16 protein-coding genes and 1 other annotated feature are annotated in these 17,817 nt (G+C 50.1%); of the genes, 15 read left to right on the forward strand and 1 reads right to left on the reverse strand.

Going from position 1 to position 17,817, the window contains the following annotated elements:
• The first annotated feature begins 11 nt into the window (after positions 1 to 11).
• The 11 genes from AC4EHB_RS14195 to AC4EHB_RS14245 all read left to right on the forward strand — a co-directional run bounded on the left by AC4EHB_RS14195 (position 12) and on the right by AC4EHB_RS14245 (position 11,920).
• Positions 12 to 1,160: an acyl-CoA dehydrogenase family protein gene (locus AC4EHB_RS14195; protein WP_490976098.1), complete on the forward strand. Its 1,149-nt coding sequence runs from the start codon at positions 12 to 14 to the stop codon at positions 1,158 to 1,160.
• On the forward strand, positions 1,161 to 2,150 hold the full coding sequence (locus AC4EHB_RS14200; protein WP_490981893.1) for a CaiB/BaiF CoA transferase family protein: 990 nt from the start codon (positions 1,161 to 1,163) through the stop codon (positions 2,148 to 2,150).
• 18 nt (positions 2,151 to 2,168) lie between these two features.
• A complete protein-coding gene (locus tag AC4EHB_RS14205) occupies positions 2,169 to 3,785 on the forward strand; it encodes a long-chain fatty acid--CoA ligase (RefSeq protein WP_490981894.1) in 1,617 nt (538 codons plus the stop codon).
• Between the two features lie 423 nt (positions 3,786 to 4,208).
• Positions 4,209 to 4,441, forward strand: a binding site (T-box leader).
• Positions 4,442 to 4,504: 63 nt separating this feature from the next.
• Positions 4,505 to 5,497 (forward strand): anthranilate phosphoribosyltransferase, encoded by a 993-nt coding sequence (trpD, locus tag AC4EHB_RS14210; RefSeq protein ID WP_490981895.1) that lies wholly within the window; start codon positions 4,505 to 4,507, stop codon positions 5,495 to 5,497.
• A complete protein-coding gene (trpC, locus tag AC4EHB_RS14215; protein ID WP_490981896.1) occupies positions 5,494 to 6,267 on the forward strand; it encodes an indole-3-glycerol phosphate synthase TrpC in 774 nt (257 codons plus the stop codon). Before trpD ends, trpC begins: the two co-directional genes overlap by 4 nt.
• Positions 6,264 to 8,060 carry a tryptophan synthase subunit beta gene (gene trpB / locus AC4EHB_RS14220; protein WP_490976093.1) on the forward strand — a complete coding sequence of 599 codons (1,797 nt, stop codon included), beginning with the start codon at positions 6,264 to 6,266 and terminating at the stop codon, positions 8,058 to 8,060. Before trpC ends, trpB begins: the two co-directional genes overlap by 4 nt.
• Positions 8,057 to 8,827 carry a tryptophan synthase subunit alpha gene (gene trpA / locus AC4EHB_RS14225; protein WP_490976092.1) on the forward strand — a complete coding sequence of 257 codons (771 nt, stop codon included), beginning with the start codon at positions 8,057 to 8,059 and terminating at the stop codon, positions 8,825 to 8,827. The genes trpB and trpA overlap by 4 nt, the downstream gene beginning before the upstream one ends.
• 23 nt (positions 8,828 to 8,850) lie before the next feature.
• A complete protein-coding gene (locus AC4EHB_RS14230; RefSeq protein ID WP_490976091.1) occupies positions 8,851 to 9,441 on the forward strand; it encodes a DNA-3-methyladenine glycosylase in 591 nt (196 codons plus the stop codon).
• Positions 9,442 to 9,509: 68 nt separating this feature from the next.
• Positions 9,510 to 10,031 (forward strand): type 1 glutamine amidotransferase domain-containing protein, encoded by a 522-nt coding sequence (locus AC4EHB_RS14235; RefSeq protein ID WP_490981897.1) that lies wholly within the window; start codon positions 9,510 to 9,512, stop codon positions 10,029 to 10,031.
• A 248-nt stretch (positions 10,032 to 10,279) separates the two neighbouring features.
• A complete protein-coding gene (locus AC4EHB_RS14240; RefSeq protein ID WP_490976089.1) occupies positions 10,280 to 10,609 on the forward strand; it encodes an ArsR/SmtB family transcription factor in 330 nt (109 codons plus the stop codon).
• 15 nt (positions 10,610 to 10,624) lie between these two features.
• Positions 10,625 to 11,920, forward strand: coding sequence for an arsenic transporter (locus AC4EHB_RS14245; protein ID WP_490976088.1), 1,296 nt, complete (start codon positions 10,625 to 10,627; stop codon positions 11,918 to 11,920).
• 104 nt (positions 11,921 to 12,024) lie between these two features.
• Here AC4EHB_RS14245 and AC4EHB_RS14250 read toward each other — a convergent pair whose 3' ends face one another.
• Positions 12,025 to 12,822: a GNAT family N-acetyltransferase gene (locus AC4EHB_RS14250; RefSeq protein ID WP_490981898.1), complete on the reverse strand. Its 798-nt coding sequence runs from the start codon at positions 12,820 to 12,822 to the stop codon at positions 12,025 to 12,027.
• A 390-nt stretch (positions 12,823 to 13,212) separates the two neighbouring features.
• On the opposite strand from AC4EHB_RS14250, the gene AC4EHB_RS14255 reads away from it, so the two are divergent.
• The 4 genes from AC4EHB_RS14255 to AC4EHB_RS14270 all read left to right on the forward strand — a co-directional run bounded on the left by AC4EHB_RS14255 (position 13,213) and on the right by AC4EHB_RS14270 (position 17,781).
• Positions 13,213 to 14,139, forward strand: a complete 927-nt coding sequence (locus AC4EHB_RS14255) for a manganese-dependent inorganic pyrophosphatase (protein ID WP_490976086.1) — start codon at positions 13,213 to 13,215, stop codon at positions 14,137 to 14,139.
• Between the two features lie 507 nt (positions 14,140 to 14,646).
• On the forward strand, positions 14,647 to 15,354 hold the full coding sequence (locus tag AC4EHB_RS14260; protein ID WP_490976085.1) for a DsbA family oxidoreductase: 708 nt from the start codon (positions 14,647 to 14,649) through the stop codon (positions 15,352 to 15,354).
• 93 nt (positions 15,355 to 15,447) lie between these two features.
• Positions 15,448 to 16,077 (forward strand): FMN-dependent NADH-azoreductase, encoded by a 630-nt coding sequence (locus AC4EHB_RS14265; protein WP_490976084.1) that lies wholly within the window; start codon positions 15,448 to 15,450, stop codon positions 16,075 to 16,077.
• Positions 16,078 to 16,215: 138 nt separating this feature from the next.
• Positions 16,216 to 17,781: an FAD-dependent oxidoreductase gene (locus AC4EHB_RS14270; protein ID WP_490981899.1), complete on the forward strand. Its 1,566-nt coding sequence runs from the start codon at positions 16,216 to 16,218 to the stop codon at positions 17,779 to 17,781.
• Positions 17,782 to 17,817 lie beyond the last annotated feature (36 nt).

Genomic DNA, 17,817 nt, shown 5'->3' on the forward strand with positions numbered 1-17,817 from the left:
GGGAAATGGCAATGGCGAAATATCGTTTCGAAGAACAAGAGCACGAAATGTTCCGCAAATCGCTCCGCAAATTCCTGGAGAAAGAAGCGGTTCCGCAATACGATCAATGGGAGAAGGATCACCTCATACCGAAGTCTTTCTGGAAACGCTTGGGCGATATGGGCTTTTTATGTCCGCAAGTCGACGAGCAATACGGCGGCCTCGGCCTCGACTTCCGTTACGCGGTGATTATCGGTGAGGAAATGGAACGGGTAGGCGCCAGTTTGACGGGTGTCGGGCTTCATAATGACATTACTGTGCCTTATATCGAAGCCTATGGCACGGAAGACCAGAAGCAGCGCTGGCTTCCAGGTTGTGTGTCGGGTGAATTCATCACCGCAATCGCCATGACCGAACCGGGTGCGGGGTCAGACTTGGCCAACATTTCGGCTACTGCCGTACGCGATGGCAGCAATTACATCGTCAACGGCCAGAAAACCTTTATTACCAACGGCATCAATTCTACGCATGTGGTCGTAGTGGTTAAAACGGACACGAAAGCGGAGCCGAAGCATCGCGGGATTTCGCTGCTGATGGTGGAAGAAGGAATGGCAGGCTTCACGAAGGGGCGCAAGCTCGATAAAGTCGGGCTTCACGCGCAGGACACGTCTGAGCTGTATTTCGAGGATTGTGTCGTGCCGGCCGAAAACCTCATTGGCGAGGAAAACAAAGGTTTTACATATTTAATGGAAAAATTGCAGCAAGAGCGTCTAGTCGTAGCGCTTGCTGCCCAGACGGCTTCGGAAGATATGCTGGAAATGACCTTGGATTACGTCAAATCAAGAAAAGCGTTCGGCAAACCGATCGGCTCTTTCCAGAATTCACAGTTTAAACTGGTTGAAATGGCCACGGAAATTGAGTTGGGCCATTCTTTTCTGGAATCGCTCATTGAGGACCACATGGCCGGCAAAGATATCGTGTCAAAAGTATCGATGGCGAAATACTGGCTGACGGATACAGCCAAAAAGATTGCCGGCGAATGCATGCAGCTTCACGGCGGCTACGGCTATATGGAGGAATACAAAATTGCGCGGCGCTACCGCGATATCCCGGTAGCTGCGATTTATGCCGGTTCAAATGAAATCATGAAGACGATCATTGCCAAACGGATGGGCTTGTAAATGGACAATGCGCTGACAGGGATCCGCGTGCTGGACGTGACCTATTATGTACCCGGTCCGTATGCCGGCATGCGCTTGGCACGGATGGGGGCTGAAGTGATTAAAATCGAACCGCCGGCAGGTGATCCCGCCCGATATATGGGCGGCGGCTTCGTGCATGAAGCCAACAATATCGGCAAAACCATTATCGCCATTGATTTGAAGTCGGAAAAAGGGCTTCTAGAAATGCTCGAGTTGGTAAAAACGGCGGATGTCCTTTTGGAAACCTTTCGTCCCGGTGTCATGAAGAAGCTCGGGCTTGGCTATGAAACTTTGAAGCACATCAAGCCCGATTTGGTGTATTGCTCGCTGTCAGGCTACGGCCAAACCGGTCCGCTCGCGCTTCTCGGCAGCCATGATTTGAATTACATGGCATTATCCGGTGCGCTCGAGCAGATTTCGGATGCCAGCGGACGCCCTGTCCATCCGGCCAATACATTTGCGGATTATACGGGTGGGCTTCTTGCTGTGGAACAGATTTTGTCAGCATTGCTGCGGAAATTCCGCACAGGCGAAGGGGCGCATTTGGACATTGCCTTAGCCGAAGTGATGGCCGAATTCCAAGGCAATCACGATATTTATCAAAGCCGGGGAGTTTCCGAAAGCGGAATTCCTGAAATTGGCGGTTCCCGCATCAGCTACGCGATTTACGAAACTAAAGACGGACGTTACGTCACGCTTGGGGCGCTGGAAGAGAAATTCTGGCATAATTTTTGTGAATTTGCCGACCGTCCTGAATGGTGGAGCTGGAGCGCAAAGGCGCCGGGAAGCCTGGAGCATGAACAAGTTGCCGCTTTTTTCAAAGAGCGGACGTGGCAGCAATGGTATGAGGCGTCGCTGACAATTGATTGCTGCCTGGCCCCGGTGTTGAAAGCGCATGAACGCTTCAACCACCCGCAGTTCAAGGCGCGCAAAAACCGCAAGCAGCAGACGCAGAATGAAAAATGTTGAAAAGGAGCTGGGTATTCTATGATGGACGCACCGTTATTATTGTCTTCATTCGTCAAAAGGGCTGAACGTTATTTTCCGGAGAAATTGATCATTTCGCGGACGGGAGAAAACACTATCCACCGCATACCGTATAAAGATTTTGCGAAGCGTACGCGCCAATTGGCCGCGGCGTTGGAAAAAATCGGCATGGGCCGCGGTGTGAAAGTCGGCAGTTTCGCTTGGAATCACCACCGGCATTTGGAATTGTATTTCGGCGTACCAGGCTCGGGCGCGATTTTGCATATGGTCAATATCCGCCTGTCTCCCGAACATATCATTTATGTCATTAACCACGCAGAAGATGACATTCTGCTGGTGGACCATGATTTGTTTCCGCTGATTGAAAAAATCGCTCCGCAGCTGAAGACGGTCAAGCATTTCGTCATCATGAAAGACGGCTTGGAATTGCCGGAAACGCAGCTCGTAAATGTCCATTCCTATGAACAATTGATGGCCGCGGAAGACGGCAGTTATGAATTCCCGGAAGATCTGGATGAGAATACGCCCGCGGGAATGTGCTACACGTCAGCAACGACCGGCAATCCGAAAGGTGTCGTCTATACGCATCGCGGGCTGGTGCTGCACAGTTATGCGCTTGGCATGGCGGATTCCATGGCATTATCAGAGCGTGACATTGCACTGTCCATCGTGCCAATGTTCCATGCTAATGCGTGGGGGCTGCCGTTTGCTGCCGTTTTATTCGGCACGACGCAAGTGCTGCCGGGTCCGGGATTTGCACCAGGGATGCTGCTGGATTTAATCGAACAGGAAAATGTCACCTTGACCGCGGGCGTGCCGACGATCTGGCTCGGCGTGCTGAAAGAACTGGAAGCCAATCCGCGCAATATCGACACATTGCGCATGATCATCTGCGGCGGTTCAGCGTCGCCGAAAGGACTGATCCGTGCATTTGAAGAAAAATACAACGTACCGTTCGTCACCGGCTACGGCATGACAGAAACTTCTCCGCTTGTCAGTTTGGCAGTTACGACTTCCGCGATGGCGAACTTGTCGATGGATGAACGCATCGAGCGCCGGGCGATGGCCGGGCTGCCGATGCCCGGGCTTGAAGTGCGCATTGTCAATGAAAACGGCGAAGCGCCGTGGGACGGCGAGACGATGGGCGAGTTGAACGTCAAAGGCGCGTGGATCGCGGATGAATATTACAAGGATGAACGGACAGCGGATGCTTTCCGTGATGGCTGGCTTTATACCGGCGACATCGCGGTCATCGAGCCCGACGGCTATATCAAATTGACGGACCGCACAAAAGATCTGATCAAGAGCGGAGGCGAATGGATTTCTTCGGTCGACCTTGAGAACGCGTTGATGACCCATGAAGCGGTGTTTGAAGCCGCAGTCATAGCCATTCCGCATGAAAAATGGCTCGAGCGCCCATTGGCGTGCGTCGTGCTGAAAGAAGGCTACCGGGAAGATGACGCCATGAAGGCGGAATTATTGGCGTATCTGGAAAGCCAATTCGCCAAGTGGTGGGTTCCGGACGATGTGGTATTCCTGAAGGAAGTGCCGAAGACGTCTGTCGGGAAATTTTTGAAAGCCGCGCTGCGCAAAGATATGGCAGGCCATTACGGGTGAGAAAATTATTCGCTATATAAGTTGAGCTAGTGAATATTCATAAACGATACTCCGCAAAACAGCTGCGCTTGCCGCGGGCGAGCGCCAAGCCTCCTCAGTCGCTTCGCTCCTTGTGGGGTCTCGGCTGTCTCGCTTTCCCGCAGGCGTCTCCGCTGTTTTGTTCTGTATCGAGAGATATTACACCGAAGGCGCGTAAAAGGGCTAGGCGAAGCTATGAGACGAGTGTTCTTCTCGGCTCATGGCGAGAGCCTTGGCCAAAGCGTCCGAAGCGATTTTTAATATGATATTTTATTAGTTCAACTTAATATAAAAACATATGACTTGACAGAATAAACAAAACCTTTTAGTATGAGGAACAACTTGTTGAACGAGCGGCAAGTCTATTTGAGAGAAGAGCCCAGAAAAGTTAAGAATAGAAGAGTGTACAAATCGAGGATTGAGACGAGTAGGCAAGGAGATTCATCTTAGAGAGTCAGCGGCTGGTGGAAGCTGATTGGATCACTTGCGCGAATGGACTTAGGAGAGCTGGCCAGAAAGCGGAAGCGAGTAAGGCAGACGTAGGCCCTGCGTTAAAGGGAAAGGCGAAGAGCCTGTTTTAAGTGAGTGCAAAATTTGCATTAATGCGTGGTGGTACCGCGGTTTAACCCGTCCCCGCAACCGGATATCTGTCCGGTTGCGGGGATTTTTGCATTTAAAAACGAGTTGAGGAGAGCTGGAAAATGAGCAGAGCAGAGAATAAGACAGAACAGCAGATGCTGGAAAAATCACGCAGTTTATTGAACGGAGATATGGAAGAAGCGCAGATCAAGGAATTTTTGATCGGACTTCACGAAAAAGGCGAAACGGCCGATGAACTGGTTGGGTTGGTAAAGGCGATGCGGGAGAAAGCCATCGTGCTGCCGGAAATAACCGGGGAACTGGTGGATGTCTGTGGAACCGGCGGCGACCGGTCATACAGTTTTAACATCAGCACCTTGACGGCGTTCGTCTTAGCGGGCAGCGGAATGACAGTGGCAAAACACGGCAACCGCAGCGTCTCGAGCAAAACAGGCAGTTCGGATGTACTGGAAGCGCTCGGTATCGCTGTCGACTCGGACGTTGAGAAAATTCCAAGCTTGCTTGAACAAACAGGAATCGCTTTCCTGTTCGCCCCGGTAATCCATCCGGCGCTCGGCAAATTGCGGGACATCCGCAAAAACATTGGCACGCCGACCATTTTCAATCTGGTGGGGCCGCTCGCGAATCCGCTGCCTGTCACGGTTCAAATGACCGGTGTTTATCGCCGGGACATGATGGAACCGATGGCCGACGCATCCATGCGCTTAGGCCGCAAGCGCGGAGTGATTGTCCACGGTGCGGGAGGCTTGGATGAATTGTCGCTTGCAGGAACCAATGAATTGATCTTTTTTGATGAAACCGGCAAACACCCGATGACGTTCCACCCAAATGAAGCGGGTCTTGCCGTTGCGCCGATCGAAGCGATACGCGGCGGAGAGCCGGAACGCAATGCAGAAATTTTCATGGATGTACTGAGCGGAAACGAAAGCCCATACCTTGACACGGTCGCATTGAACGCAGGCGCATGCCTGTACGCAAGCGGCCGTGCAGCAAGCATTGCAGAAGGCGTGCACCAGGCACGGAAATCGATTTTGTCAGGAGAAACAGCTCGGGTTTTCGAGCTTCATAGATTAACTTCGGGGGTATGTGTATGACGATCTTGGACCAAATCATCGAAACAAAGCGTTTGGAGATAAAAGGATACAGTGAAACGGCAGAGGCACAAGAACAATTTCCTGTGAAAACCAGGTTGATTTCCCATTTGCAAGAACGGCGGGGAGTCATTGCGGAGATCAAACGCGCATCTCCTTCGAAAGGCGATATTTCCACAAATGTGGATGTCGTCGCACAAGCAAAGAAATACGAAGCGGCCGGAGCAGCGGCGATTTCGGTATTGACCGATGAGAGCTATTTCAAAGGATCGATCGAGGATCTTCGCCAAGTGGCGAGAGTGGTCTCGATTCCGGTCCTGTGCAAGGATTTCATCGTCAGTGAGATTCAAATCAATCGGGCGAAAGCGGCAGGAGCGACCATTATCCTGCTCATTGTAGCGGCCCTTGAAAAAGAGGAGCTCCACCGGCTGTATGCCTACGCCAATTCCCTAGGGCTTGAAGTACTGGTTGAAGTGCACGATAGCGAGGAACTCGCAAGCGCACTCGAATTGGACGCAAAATTGATCGGCATCAATAATCGGGACTTGAAGACGTTTGAGGTGTCGCTCCAGCGGACGGCAGAATTGGCAAAAGAGTTCCCGAGAGACGGCAAGCGTGTACTGATAAGTGAGAGTGGCCTGCAAACAAAGCAAGATGCGGCGTTTGTATTCGGCTGCGGGGCTACAGGCGTGCTGGTCGGCGAAGCGCTGATGCGCACAGCTGACCCTGGCTCCTGGATTCAGGAAGCGACTTCAAAGGAGGCGGCGGAATGACGAAAGTAAAAATTTGCGGTCTCATGGAGCCCGAACATGTTGAGGCGGCTGGACAAGCAGACGCCATCGGTTTTGTCTTTGCTCCAAGCAAGCGTCGGGTCAGTGTGGAAAAAGCGGCAGAGCTAGCGAAGCACGTGCCCGCAGGCGTCGACAAAATCGGTGTTTTCGTCAATGCGGCGCTTGAAGAAATTGAACGGACTGTACGTGAAGTGCCGTTGACGATGGTCCAATTGCACGGCGATGAACCGGATGAACTCGTGCAGGCGATTTCGGTGCCGGTCGTCCAGGCTTTCTCGATACGCACCGCGACAGATGCTGAAAAGCTGGGCCGGTCAGTTGCCGATTTCGTTTTGGTGGACGCCCCAGGCACGGATTACCGCGGCGGCAGCGGCCATGTATTTGACTGGACGCTATTGGCAGGGGCTGGCATTGACTCTTCCCGGCTGATTGTTGCCGGCGGATTAAATCCGGACAACGTGGCGGCGGCAATTGCCCAGACAAGGCCGTTCATGGTGGATGTCTCGAGTGGAGTAGAAACTGAAGGCATAAAAGATGCAGTGAAAATAGAGCGTTTTATTCAGAAAGCGAAGGGTGATTCGATGCAGGAGACAATAGAGAAAGTTGGATTTTTCGGTAAATACGGCGGGCAATTTGTTCCAGAAACCTTGATGAAAGCCGTCAAAGAACTGGAAGATGCTTACACGGAAGTGAAAGACGATCCGGAGTTCCAAAAAGAATACCATCATTACCTGAAAGAATATGTCGGGCGCGAACAGCCTTTGACGTATGCGAAGCGTTTAACAGAAGCGTGGGGCGGACCGAAAGTTTATTTGAAGCGCGAAGATTTGAACCACACAGGCGCGCATAAGATCAATAATGCGATCGGCCAGGCCCTGCTTGCAATGCGCATGGGCAAACGGAAAATTGTTGCGGAAACAGGAGCCGGGCAGCACGGCGTTGCAACAGCGACAGTGTGCGCGCTGTTTGATCTGGATTGCGTCATTTTCATGGGCGAAGAAGACATCAAGCGCCAGCAGCTCAACGTGTTCCGCATGAAATTGCTGGGTGCGCGCGTTGAAAGCGTGACAAAAGGCAGTGCAACATTGAAAGATGCAGTCAACGAAGCGCTGCGCTACTGGGTCACAAATGTGGAAGATACACATTACTTGATCGGTTCTGCGCTGGGGCCGCATCCGTTCCCGACGATGGTGCGGGATTTCCAGAGCGTCATCGGCGAAGAAACGAAACGCCAAATTGTTGAGCACGAAGGGCGCTTGCCGGATACCATTTTGGCGTGCGTGGGCGGCGGCAGCAACGCCATCGGCATGTTCTATCCGTTCTTGAAAGACGAGTCGGTGCGGTTGATCGGCGTCGAAGCGGCCGGAGAAGGAACAGAAACTGAAAAGCATGCGGCAACGATGACGAAAGGTACGGAAGGCGTCTTGCACGGCGCATTCATGAAACTGCTGCAATCGGATTCCGGCCAAGTGCTGGAAGCCCATTCGGTTTCCGCAGGCCTGGATTATCCTGGAATCGGACCAGAGCACGCTTATCTTGCGGACATCGGCCGCGTGGAATACAAAGCGATTACCGATGCAGAAGCGCTCGAAGCAGTAGTTTCATTTTCGCGGCTGGAAGGCATCATTCCGGCGCTTGAAACCGCGCATGCGATTTCGCAGGCAGAGAAGACTGCCAAGGAGATGGGCAAAGACGAAATTCTGGTCATTTGCGTTTCCGGGCGCGGCGATAAAGACATGGCGACTTACGCGGAGAAATTGGAGGGGTTGGCATGAACAGACTGTCAGAATTGAAGGAGAACGGTGAGAAAGCCTTCGTGGCCTATATCATGGCGGGCGACGGAGGGCTCGAGCGGCTGAAAGAGCAAGTCCAATACCTTCAGGAGGCCGGCGTTACGGCGATCGAGATCGGTATTCCTTTTTCGGATCCCGTAGCGGATGGACCGACGATTGAAGCAGCGGGCAACCGGGCGTTGAAAGAAGGCGTGACGCTGGAAAAGGTGCTCGATGAAATGACAGGTTGGACATTCGAAGTGAAAGTGCCGCTGCTCATCATGACGTACTTGAACCCAGTTATCAAATTCGGTGTGGAACGCTTCACCAAGCAAGCGAAAAAAGCGGGTGTTTCTGCCGTCATCATCCCGGATCTGCCTTATGAACATCGACAACTGGCCGAAACATTTTTGAAAAAAGAAAGCATTGCGCTCATCCAGCTCGTCACGTTGACGACGACTGAAAAGCGGCTGGAGGCGATTTTGCAGGAAGCGGAAGGTTTCGTCTACGCTGTCACAGTGACCGGCATCACTGGCGCACGGGATGAAATGTCAAACAATGTCCGGGAATTCATGCGCCGCGTGCGCGATAAGAGCCCAGTGCCTGTCTACGCAGGCTTCGGAATTTCCAAAGTCCACCACGTCGATCTGCTGCGCGAAGACGTTGACGGGTTCATTGTCGGCAGCGCGATTGTCCAAGCCTTTTACGACAATAAAATCGATGACATCAAACCCCTCATAGAAGCGGTGACGGCCCCGAGTCCGGTATAATTCCGGGTAGGAGGGATTTACTTATGTTCACACCAGTCTCTGCACAATTTTTTGAAGCGCCGACACTTGAATTGGCGCGTTCTCTGCTGGGCCAGCTATTGGTCCACGAAACGCCAGCTGGAATAGTCGCTGGCCGCATTGTTGAAACGGAAGCCTATATGGGAGCGGAAGATCGTGCCGCCCATAGTTTTGGCAACCGCCGCACGAAGCGCACGGAAATCATGTTCGGCAAAGCCGGAAGCGTCTATACGTATCAGATGCATACCCATACGCTGATCAATGTCGTCAGTGGGCCGCTGGATACGCCGCGTGCGATTTTGATCCGCGCAGTTGAGCCGGTAGAAGGCATTGATTTAATGGCGGAACTGCGCGGCAAACATCTCCCGATCAAGCAATGGACGAGCGGCCCTGGGAAGCTTACGAAAGCGATGGGCATCACAATGGAGTATTACGGCCATCATTTCACGGAGCGCCCGCTGTATATCGCAGAAGGCGATGCCGTCCACGCGATTGCGGAAGGCCCAAGGGTCGGCATAGCCAATTCGCAGGAAGCTGTCCATTACCCGTACCGTTTTTGGGAGCAGGATAATCCGTTCGTTTCCAAATTCCGCTAATCGTCGTGTTTACTTTGGTTTTCTCGTGGAATAGTAAGGGAGACTAAATAAACGGGGAGTGGAAGATGATGGCGAAAATTGCAACGTTAATTACCGACATGTTTGAAGATGTGGAATATACAGAGCCGACGAAAGCGTTCAACGAAGCGGGCCATGAAGTCTTTACGATTGAAAAGGATGCAGGGAAAAAGGTGACTGGCAAGCAAGGCGAAGCCACAGTGACAATTGACAAGGGCATTGACGAAGTCAGCCCGGACGATTTTGACGCATTGTTCTTGCCGGGCGGCTTTTCGCCGGATCAATTGCGCGCGGACGACCGCTTCGTGAAATTTACAAAAGCGTTCATGGACGCGAAAAAACCGGTCTTTGCCATTTGCCACGGGCCGCAATTGCTGATTTCAGCGCGTGCCCTTGAAGATCGCGACGTAACCGGCTATAAGTCAATTCAAACGGACATGGAATACGCCGGCGCAAAAGTGGTCGACCAGGAAGTTGTCGTTTGCCAAAACCAATTGGTGACAAGCCGCCAACCGGACGACCTGCCGGCTTTCAACCGCGAAGCGTTGAAGCTGCTAGAAAACTTGGGATAATGAAATGGAGTGGGGCCCCGCGATTGCGGGGCTTTTTTTATTTGGCTCGAAACGGTCGCGTGGGGTGTGGAAGAGGGCCTGCTGCAAGTAAATCTCCGTTTGCCGCAAGTAAAGAATGGGTTGCTGCAAGTAAGCAAAAATATCGCAAGTAACCACCGGTTTTCCGCAACTAATTGCGTTTTCCCCCCTTGAACTTATAAGCAAACACTTATATAATGTGGAAAGTACGAATAAAAGAAGGTGAAAAAATGGATTATCTTCAAATGGAATCTTATTTGAAAGCAATCGGCGACCATAACCGAATGCTTATCTTAAAATATTTGATGACGGAGTCGCTGTGCATTTGCGAATTCACGGAATTGATTGATATGACGCAGCCTGCCATCAGCCAGCATATGCGCAAGCTGAAGCAAGCGGAACTCGTCACCGAAGAAAAACGCGGCCGTTGGACGATCTGGTCGCTGAATATCCGCCACCCGCTGTATCCGATGCTCATCCACTTGTTGAGTTTGCTTCCGGAACCGGAGCGGACAGTGGCGACCTTGGTTGCAGAAGGAAAAAAAGTAATTTGTGAATAGGGAGTTGTGTTAGAAGTGGATATTTGGTCAGCCAGTTTGATATTTTTGATTACCTTGGTATTTGTTATTTGGCAGCCACGCGGGCTGTCGATCGGATGGTCTGCAATTGCTGGAGCGGTTGTTGCTTTGCTGGTCGGCGTTGTTGATTTCGGTGATGTTTGGGAAGTGACCGGCATCGTCTGGAACGCAACGCTGACATTTGTCGCATTAATCATTATTTCGTTGATCCTCGATGAAATCGGATTTTTCGAATGGGCTGCGCTGCATATGGCGCGCTACGCCAAAGGCAGCGGCATCCGCATGTTCTTGCTGGTCATTGCACTCGGAGCGGTAGTTGCCGCGTTATTCGCCAACGACGGAGCGGCGTTGATTTTGACACCGATTGTCCTGGCGATGGTGCGCGCGCTGAAATTCAAGGATTCGATGATCCTGCCATTCATCATGGCGTCCGGCTTTATCGCCGATACGGCATCACTGCCGTTTGTCGTCAGCAACTTGGTCAACATCGTTTCCGCTGACTTTTTCGACATCAGCTTTGCGCAATACGCCTTGAATATGTTCTTGCCGAATTTGTTCAGTGTTGGGGCAAGCATGCTGGTGCTGTACTTGTATTTCCGGAAAGACATTCCGGCGCGTTTTGATGAAGGAGCTTTGAAAACACCGGCCGCTGCATTAAAAGACGTCAAGATGTTCCATCTATCATGGGTGGTTCTAGGCGTCCTGCTAGTCGGCTATTTTATCAGCGATCCGCTTGGAATTCCCGTTTCGTTCATCGCGGGGGCGGTCGCCATCATTTTCTTGGCAATTTCCCGCAGAAGCAAGGCGGTTGAAACGATGACGGTCTTGAAAAATGCGCCTTGGGCAGTCGTGTTCTTCTCGATTGGCATGTATGTCGTCGTCTACGGGCTGCGCAACGCGGGGCTGACATCAGTCCTTGCCACGGCAATCGAATGGACGGCAAGCCATGGGCTGTTTGCGGCAACAATCGGAATGGGCTTCATCGCCGCAATCCTGTCGTCGATCATGAACAATATGCCGACAGTGATGATTGACGCACTTGCCATCTCCGAAACCAATACGACCGGCGTCATGCGCGACGCGCTGATTTATGCCAACGTCATCGGTTCGGACTTAGGCCCGAAAATCACGCCAATCGGATCGCTGGCAACTTTGCTGTGGCTCCATGTGCTGAAAACCAAGGGCGTCGAAATCAGTTGGGGCTATTATTTCAAAGTTGGGATCATCTTGACGGTTCCGATCCTCTTCATCACGCTGACGGGCTTATACCTGTCGCTATTGTTGCTCAATTAAAGGTCGGCGCAAAGCCGAAAAGAAAAAAGATAAGGCAAAGCGGATTCCGCTTTGCCTTATCTTTTTGTTTAGTCTATTGGAACTTTGCAGTTGTTGGATAGCGGTCAGCCCAGGAATTTAGCCATGTAAATTTCGTTGTAAGGCTTGCCGCTGATCATTAATGCTTTCTCGCGAATGCCTTCTTCTTTATAGCCCGATTTTTCGTACAGTTTGCGGGCGGAGTCGTTTTCTTCGACAACTGTCAGCTCAAGGCGGTTAACGCCTTTTGATTTTGACCAGTTTTCCGCTTTTTCCAGTAAAGAAGTGGCTAGCCCTTTGTTTTGAGCGCTTTTCTGGATACCCAGGACGATAGCTGCACGATGGGCTGCGCGTGCGGCTGTATTGCCGATGACCATCAAGTAACCGACATGTTCACCATTCAAGATAGCGATGAAGATAGTGGAATGGCCTTGCTGCTTCCATTCGATTATCTGTTTGCGCATGCTCTGGGTAGATTGGATGCGTTCATCTTTTCCATAAAGCATATACTCGGATTCGCCTTCGACCAGTTTCTGGAGGGCGATCAATGAACGGGCATCGCCGTGTTCCGCTTGGCGGATCAGCAGGACGTCTTCATTGCCGGGCGTTGAACCGTCGCCTTCAGCTGGATTGATCCGGTCGAAAGTGACAAAGCGGTTCGTCATTACATCACTGACATAATAGCCTGCATCCATCCAAGCGTGGAAATGCTTAGCAGGCGGTTTGGTCTTTTTCCACCAACTTTTGTTCAAATAAGCGGCATTGGGCAATTGTTGCCCCATAATTTGTTCGATTTCGGTAAAAGACAATGTAATTTTTTGAGATGATGCAGAAGCAAAATAATCGGCCAAAGGGATGTATTTTTTTTCCAAAATTATAGTCAATCTAAACGCTCCTTTCTTGAAAAGAATAAAATTAGTTGTGGTGATTATATCATTTGTCCTATTAAAATGTATATAATTATTTCCTTTTTCTTAAAATTTTTTTCATCGTACGAAAAAAGGGGTTTTAATTTACTATATTATTTAGTTAATTAGGTATATAGATATAAAATTATAATGCAAATTCAACAAAAATCTGTTCTTGGATTTCAGCAAAATCAAGGTTATTCAAGTTTTCTTAATTGAGTAGACAATTGAGAAAGTTATTTTAAAATCGGCTTAGCTAATGCGCCTAAAAACTTTGCGCATTTGGGAAATTCAATTGTATTTTGGCTAAGCTTCCAGTTGTGTTAAAATTATTTCGGAAACCAACACCATTCAGGAGGTTAAAAAATGTCAAACGTTCTTGTTTTAGGACATAAAAATCCGGACACCGATTCAATTTGTTCGGCTATTTCATATGCATATTTGAAAAAACAGCTGGGCATGCCGGCGGAACCGATTCGTTTGGGCGAAGCCAATAACGAAACTCTCTACGCATTGGAACATTTCAAATTCGAACAGCCGCGCCTTGTTGAAAAGGTGGCAGCGGAAGCTTCACAAGTCATCCTTGTCGACCATAACGAGCGCCAGCAGAGCGCAGCCGATATCCAGGACGTCCAAATTCTCGAAGTAGTGGACCACCACCGCATCGCTAATTTCGAAACGGTCGATCCATTGTACTTCCGCGCCGAACCGGTTGGCTGTACAGCGACAATCATTTTGAAGCTGTACAAAGAACATGGAGTTAAAGTACCGTCTGATATCGCCGGACTTATGTTGTCGGCGATCATTTCAGATTCATTGCTCTTCAAGTCGCCTACTTGCACAGAACAGGACTTGCAGGCTGCGCGCGAACTTGCTGAAATCGCGAATGTTGATGCAGCGGAATACGGTCTTGCTATGCTGAAAGCTGGCGCGGACTTGAGCAACAAAACACTTGAAGACTTGATGTCGCTCGATTCAAAAGAATTCGAAGCCAACGACCACCGCTTTGAAGTGGCTCAAGTCAATGCCATCGATGTCAATGAAGTAATCAGCCGCCAGAAAGAACTGGAAGTGCTGATGAACGAAAAAATTGCACGCAAAAACTTGGATCTATTCGCATTTGTGGTTACAGATATCCTGAACAATGATTCGGTCGCCATCGTCTTAGGACGCAAAGCGGGCATCATCGAAGGCGCTTTCAAGTCAAGTGTTGTCGACAACCGCATTTTATTGCCAGGCGTCGTTTCACGCAAAAAGCAGATAGTACCGGTCATTACAGAAGCATTTAGCTGATCCCTCCGGGGGTCAGTTTTTTTAATGAGCTGGAACTCTGTTCAACGCGCATAGGCAATAGGACGCTGCACGCTGCAGAAGGTTGCACCTGGGTGAAGATATAAGATATAAAATAGTTGAATTACTGAATATTTATAATCGATATTCCGCAAAACAGCTACGCTTGCCGCGGGCGAGACTTACCCAAAGCCTGCAAGGGCAAGTCTTTGCGACGAAGTGCGCAGCACTGCAACGCACTTTAATGTCTCGAAGCAAGCGTAGCGATGCAGAAGCAGAAGGGTTTTAGCCATGAGACGAGTGTTCTTCTCGACTCATGGCGGGAGCCAAGGTGGTGCCGGGCACTTCCGGCGACGCCTTTGCGACGAGCTTGCGCAGGAGCAATCGTCTTTGCACTGCCCAAAGCGACCGAAGCGAGTTTCAATATGTTACTTCTTTCGTTCGATGTATTCAGGCAAAAACATTGAGCCGAGTTTTGTTCGTTGTTATAGTAATGCGTGAGGTGAAATTATGAAAATTGAAATTTGGTCAGATTATGTATGTCCGTTTTGCTACATAGGCAAGCGTACGTTGGAGCAGGCTCTAGAAAAATCTGGTTTTCATTCACAAGCTGAGATTTCGTTCAAAGCTTATCAATTAGATCCGGCAGCACCCGTTGATTCGACAGTGTCGGCATATGAAAGTTTAGCTGCTAAAACAGGTGCGACTATTGAACAGGCAAAAGAAATGACGAAAGGCGTTGCGGCTCACGCGCGCTCAGTAGGACTTGAATATAATTTCGATGGCATGATGAACGGCAATACGCTAGCGGCCCACCGCTTAGTGAAGTGGGCAGAAGTGCACGGCAAGGAAGCGCATTTGACGGAACTTCTTCTTCGTTCGTATTTCGTTGAAGGAAAGAATGTCAGCAATAATGGAGTTTTAGCGGAAACGGCGGAAGCAGCCGGACTGCCTAGGGATGAGGCTGAAAGCATTTTGGTTTCCGACCGGTTCCATGAAGAAGTGGAAGCAGATATCACGGAAGCGCGCCAAATCGGTGTACAGGGCGTGCCGTTTTTCGTCATCAACCGCAAATATGCGATATCCGGCGCACAGCCACTGCAAGCTTTTGTCGATTCGATCCGCCAGATTGCGGACGAAGAAGGCATCCGTCCAAAGCTAAAGCCAATGGGACAAAAAAAGACTTCATATTGCACTGGCGATTCATGTGACTCGTGAGCAGATAAGTTGAATTAACCCTCGATTTTTATTATAATTTGATTATCTCAAATTCGAGAATAATAATATTAGTAAAAAGGAGCTTTTCAAAAAATGAATGTATTAGTCGTAAAAGCAAACAACCGCCCTGCAAGCGAAGGGGTTTCAAGTAAAATGTATGAGGTTTTCATGAATGAAATCGGCAACGACATCAACGTCAGCACTTTTGACGTTTTCAAAGAAGATATGCCTTATTTCGGCCAGGATTTCTTTGATGCGATGCAAAAATCAGCTCAGGCTGAACCAATGAGCGATCTTGAACAGCGCCTTTTGACAGCTTCTTCTAAAGCAATGGACGCTTTCATGGATGCAGATCTAGTTGTTTTCGCATTCCCATTATGGAACATGACGATTCCGGCAGCTCTTCAGACGTTCATCGATTACATCAACCGTGCAGGCATGACTTTTAAATACACTGAAAATGGTCCTGTCGGGCTTGTTCCAGAGAAGAAAGTTATCATCCTTAACGCACGCGGCGGCATTTACTCTACGCCGGAAATGGCTCCGGCCGAAATGAGCGTAAATTATATCCGCAACATCATGAACTTCTTTGGTATCCAGGACATCAATGAAGTGATCATCGAAGGGCATGCGTTGGATCCAGAGCGTGCAAATGAAATTATTGCAGAAGGCATGGAGCGTGTAAGAGACGCGGCCAACAGCCTGCAAGCAATTAAAGCATAATTGAATGGCATGACAGACCGGAGGCGCAAATGCGCTTCCGGTTTTTTTACGCCGCAATTGCTAAAGCTCGGCCAGTCTGCTGATTAAAAAGAAGAGGACAGGGTAGTTATCTAGTAAAACGTCTTTAGGAGGGATAGCATGTCAACAAATGAACATTCGAGCCGCCTGCCAGACCATATGGAATCTTTGTGGAGAACGTATAAGGAAGTCCCAAGCTTTCCGGCTTTGCAAGCCAATGAGTCAACGGAGATTGGGGTCGTCGGCGGAGGCATAGCAGGTGTAATCACTGCTTATTTACTAGCGAAAGCCGGCAAAAAAGTGACGCTCATTGATGCGGGCAAACTGATTGACGGTGTCACCGGCTACACAACCGCTAAAATTACGGCACAACACGGTCCCTATTATGCTCCATTGATCAAGTTGATGGGGGAAGAAAAAGCCCGGTTGTACTACGACGCCAATATGGGCGGTTTGAAATTCATTGAAGATTTGGCAGCAGAGCTCGACATCGCTTGTGATTTGACGCATCATGATGCATTCCTTTACGCGAATACTGCACATGGGGCGGCGTTGATCAAAAAAGAAGCGGAGGCGTATGAAGTTTTAGGCATTAAGGGCGGCTTGGCGAAAGTGGAAGCGGAAATGGAGTTGCCTTTTGAAGTGGATGAAGCCTTGGTGATGCGAGGCCAAGCGCAATTCCATCCGGTGAAATTCCTTGCGAAACTGGTGAGTGAAATTGATCGCCTTGGGGGCAAAATCTACGAACACACTCGCGCGCAAAAAATCCTAAGCAAAGACGATCCGGTAATCCAAACCGAAAACATGTCGCATCTGTCTTGCGACAAAGTGGTAGTGGCGACGCATTATCCATTCAACGATGCCGATGGCTTGTATTTCTCAAAGCTGTCCGTCAAACGATCTTACGTGATTGCCGCCCGTTCGACCGGTCCGATTCCGGATGGCATGTACATCAGCGTTGATGCTCCGTCCCGATCGCTGCGCTACGCGACAGGCATCGACGGCGAGAAATTGCTGCTCATCGGAGGCGACGGGCATCCGGCCGGCAAGAGCAAAACGCCGACAATTGAGCATTACGAGAATTTGGCGCATTTTGGCGATGAACATTTCGGCATTACGGAAATTCCGTACCGCTGGTCTGCACAAGACATGACGACGCTTGATACGGTCCCTTATATCGGCAAAATCACCGCAGGATACGATAATATCTTTGTCGCTACCGGCTTCCATAAATGGGGAATGTCGAACGGGGCAGCTGCCGGCATGCTGCTCGCGGACCACATTTTAGGGAAAGCGAATCCGTATGCGGACCTGTTCGATCCGACGCGGACGAAGCTGAAAGCAGTGGATGCCCTCAGTTTCATCAAAGACAATACCTCAGTGGCCAAGGAGTTAGTGAAAGGGAAGTTGCAGTCTTCTTCGAAAACCGTCGAGGAGTTGGCGAATGGGGAAGGCGGCTTGGTGAAAGTTGGCGGCAAAAAAGCCGGCGGCTACCGCGATGAGTACGGTCAGCTGCATTTAGTCGATACGACATGCACCCATTTGGGCTGTGAAACTCATTGGAACGACGCCGAGCGGTCATGGGATTGCCCGTGCCACGGTTCACGCTTCTCCTTTAGTGGAGAAGTGCTCAATGGCCCCGCCGTGAAACCTTTGAATAAGATGGAAGAACCCGGATCCATATAAAAAAGCAGTGCGGAAAAATTTTCCGCACTGCTTTTT

Source organism: Planococcus sp. TJ-302 (assembly GCF_058268455.1).

Excerpts from the sequence above, each read along its gene's own strand:
- AC4EHB_RS14255 (WP_490976086.1), top strand. The coding sequence starts at position 13,213 with ATGTCAAACGTTCTTGTTTTAGGACATAAAAATCCGGACACCGATTCA.
- AC4EHB_RS14230 (WP_490976091.1), top strand. The coding sequence starts at position 8,851 with ATGTTCACACCAGTCTCTGCACAATTTTTTGAAGCGCCGACACTTGAA.
- AC4EHB_RS14195 (WP_490976098.1), top strand. The coding sequence starts at position 12 with ATGGCGAAATATCGTTTCGAAGAACAAGAGCACGAAATGTTCCGCAAA.
- AC4EHB_RS14235 (WP_490981897.1), top strand. The coding sequence starts at position 9,510 with ATGGCGAAAATTGCAACGTTAATTACCGACATGTTTGAAGATGTGGAA.
- trpD (WP_490981895.1), top strand. The coding sequence starts at position 4,505 with ATGAGCAGAGCAGAGAATAAGACAGAACAGCAGATGCTGGAAAAATCA.
- AC4EHB_RS14260 (WP_490976085.1), top strand. The coding sequence starts at position 14,647 with ATGAAAATTGAAATTTGGTCAGATTATGTATGTCCGTTTTGCTACATA.
- trpA (WP_490976092.1), top strand. The coding sequence starts at position 8,057 with ATGAACAGACTGTCAGAATTGAAGGAGAACGGTGAGAAAGCCTTCGTG.
- AC4EHB_RS14265 (WP_490976084.1), top strand. The coding sequence starts at position 15,448 with ATGAATGTATTAGTCGTAAAAGCAAACAACCGCCCTGCAAGCGAAGGG.
- trpB (WP_490976093.1), top strand. The coding sequence starts at position 6,264 with ATGACGAAAGTAAAAATTTGCGGTCTCATGGAGCCCGAACATGTTGAG.
- AC4EHB_RS14240 (WP_490976089.1), top strand. The coding sequence starts at position 10,280 with ATGGATTATCTTCAAATGGAATCTTATTTGAAAGCAATCGGCGACCAT.
- AC4EHB_RS14270 (WP_490981899.1), top strand. The coding sequence starts at position 16,216 with ATGTCAACAAATGAACATTCGAGCCGCCTGCCAGACCATATGGAATCT.
- trpC (WP_490981896.1), top strand. The coding sequence starts at position 5,494 with ATGACGATCTTGGACCAAATCATCGAAACAAAGCGTTTGGAGATAAAA.
- AC4EHB_RS14200 (WP_490981893.1), top strand. The coding sequence starts at position 1,161 with ATGGACAATGCGCTGACAGGGATCCGCGTGCTGGACGTGACCTATTAT.
- AC4EHB_RS14205 (WP_490981894.1), top strand. The coding sequence starts at position 2,169 with ATGATGGACGCACCGTTATTATTGTCTTCATTCGTCAAAAGGGCTGAA.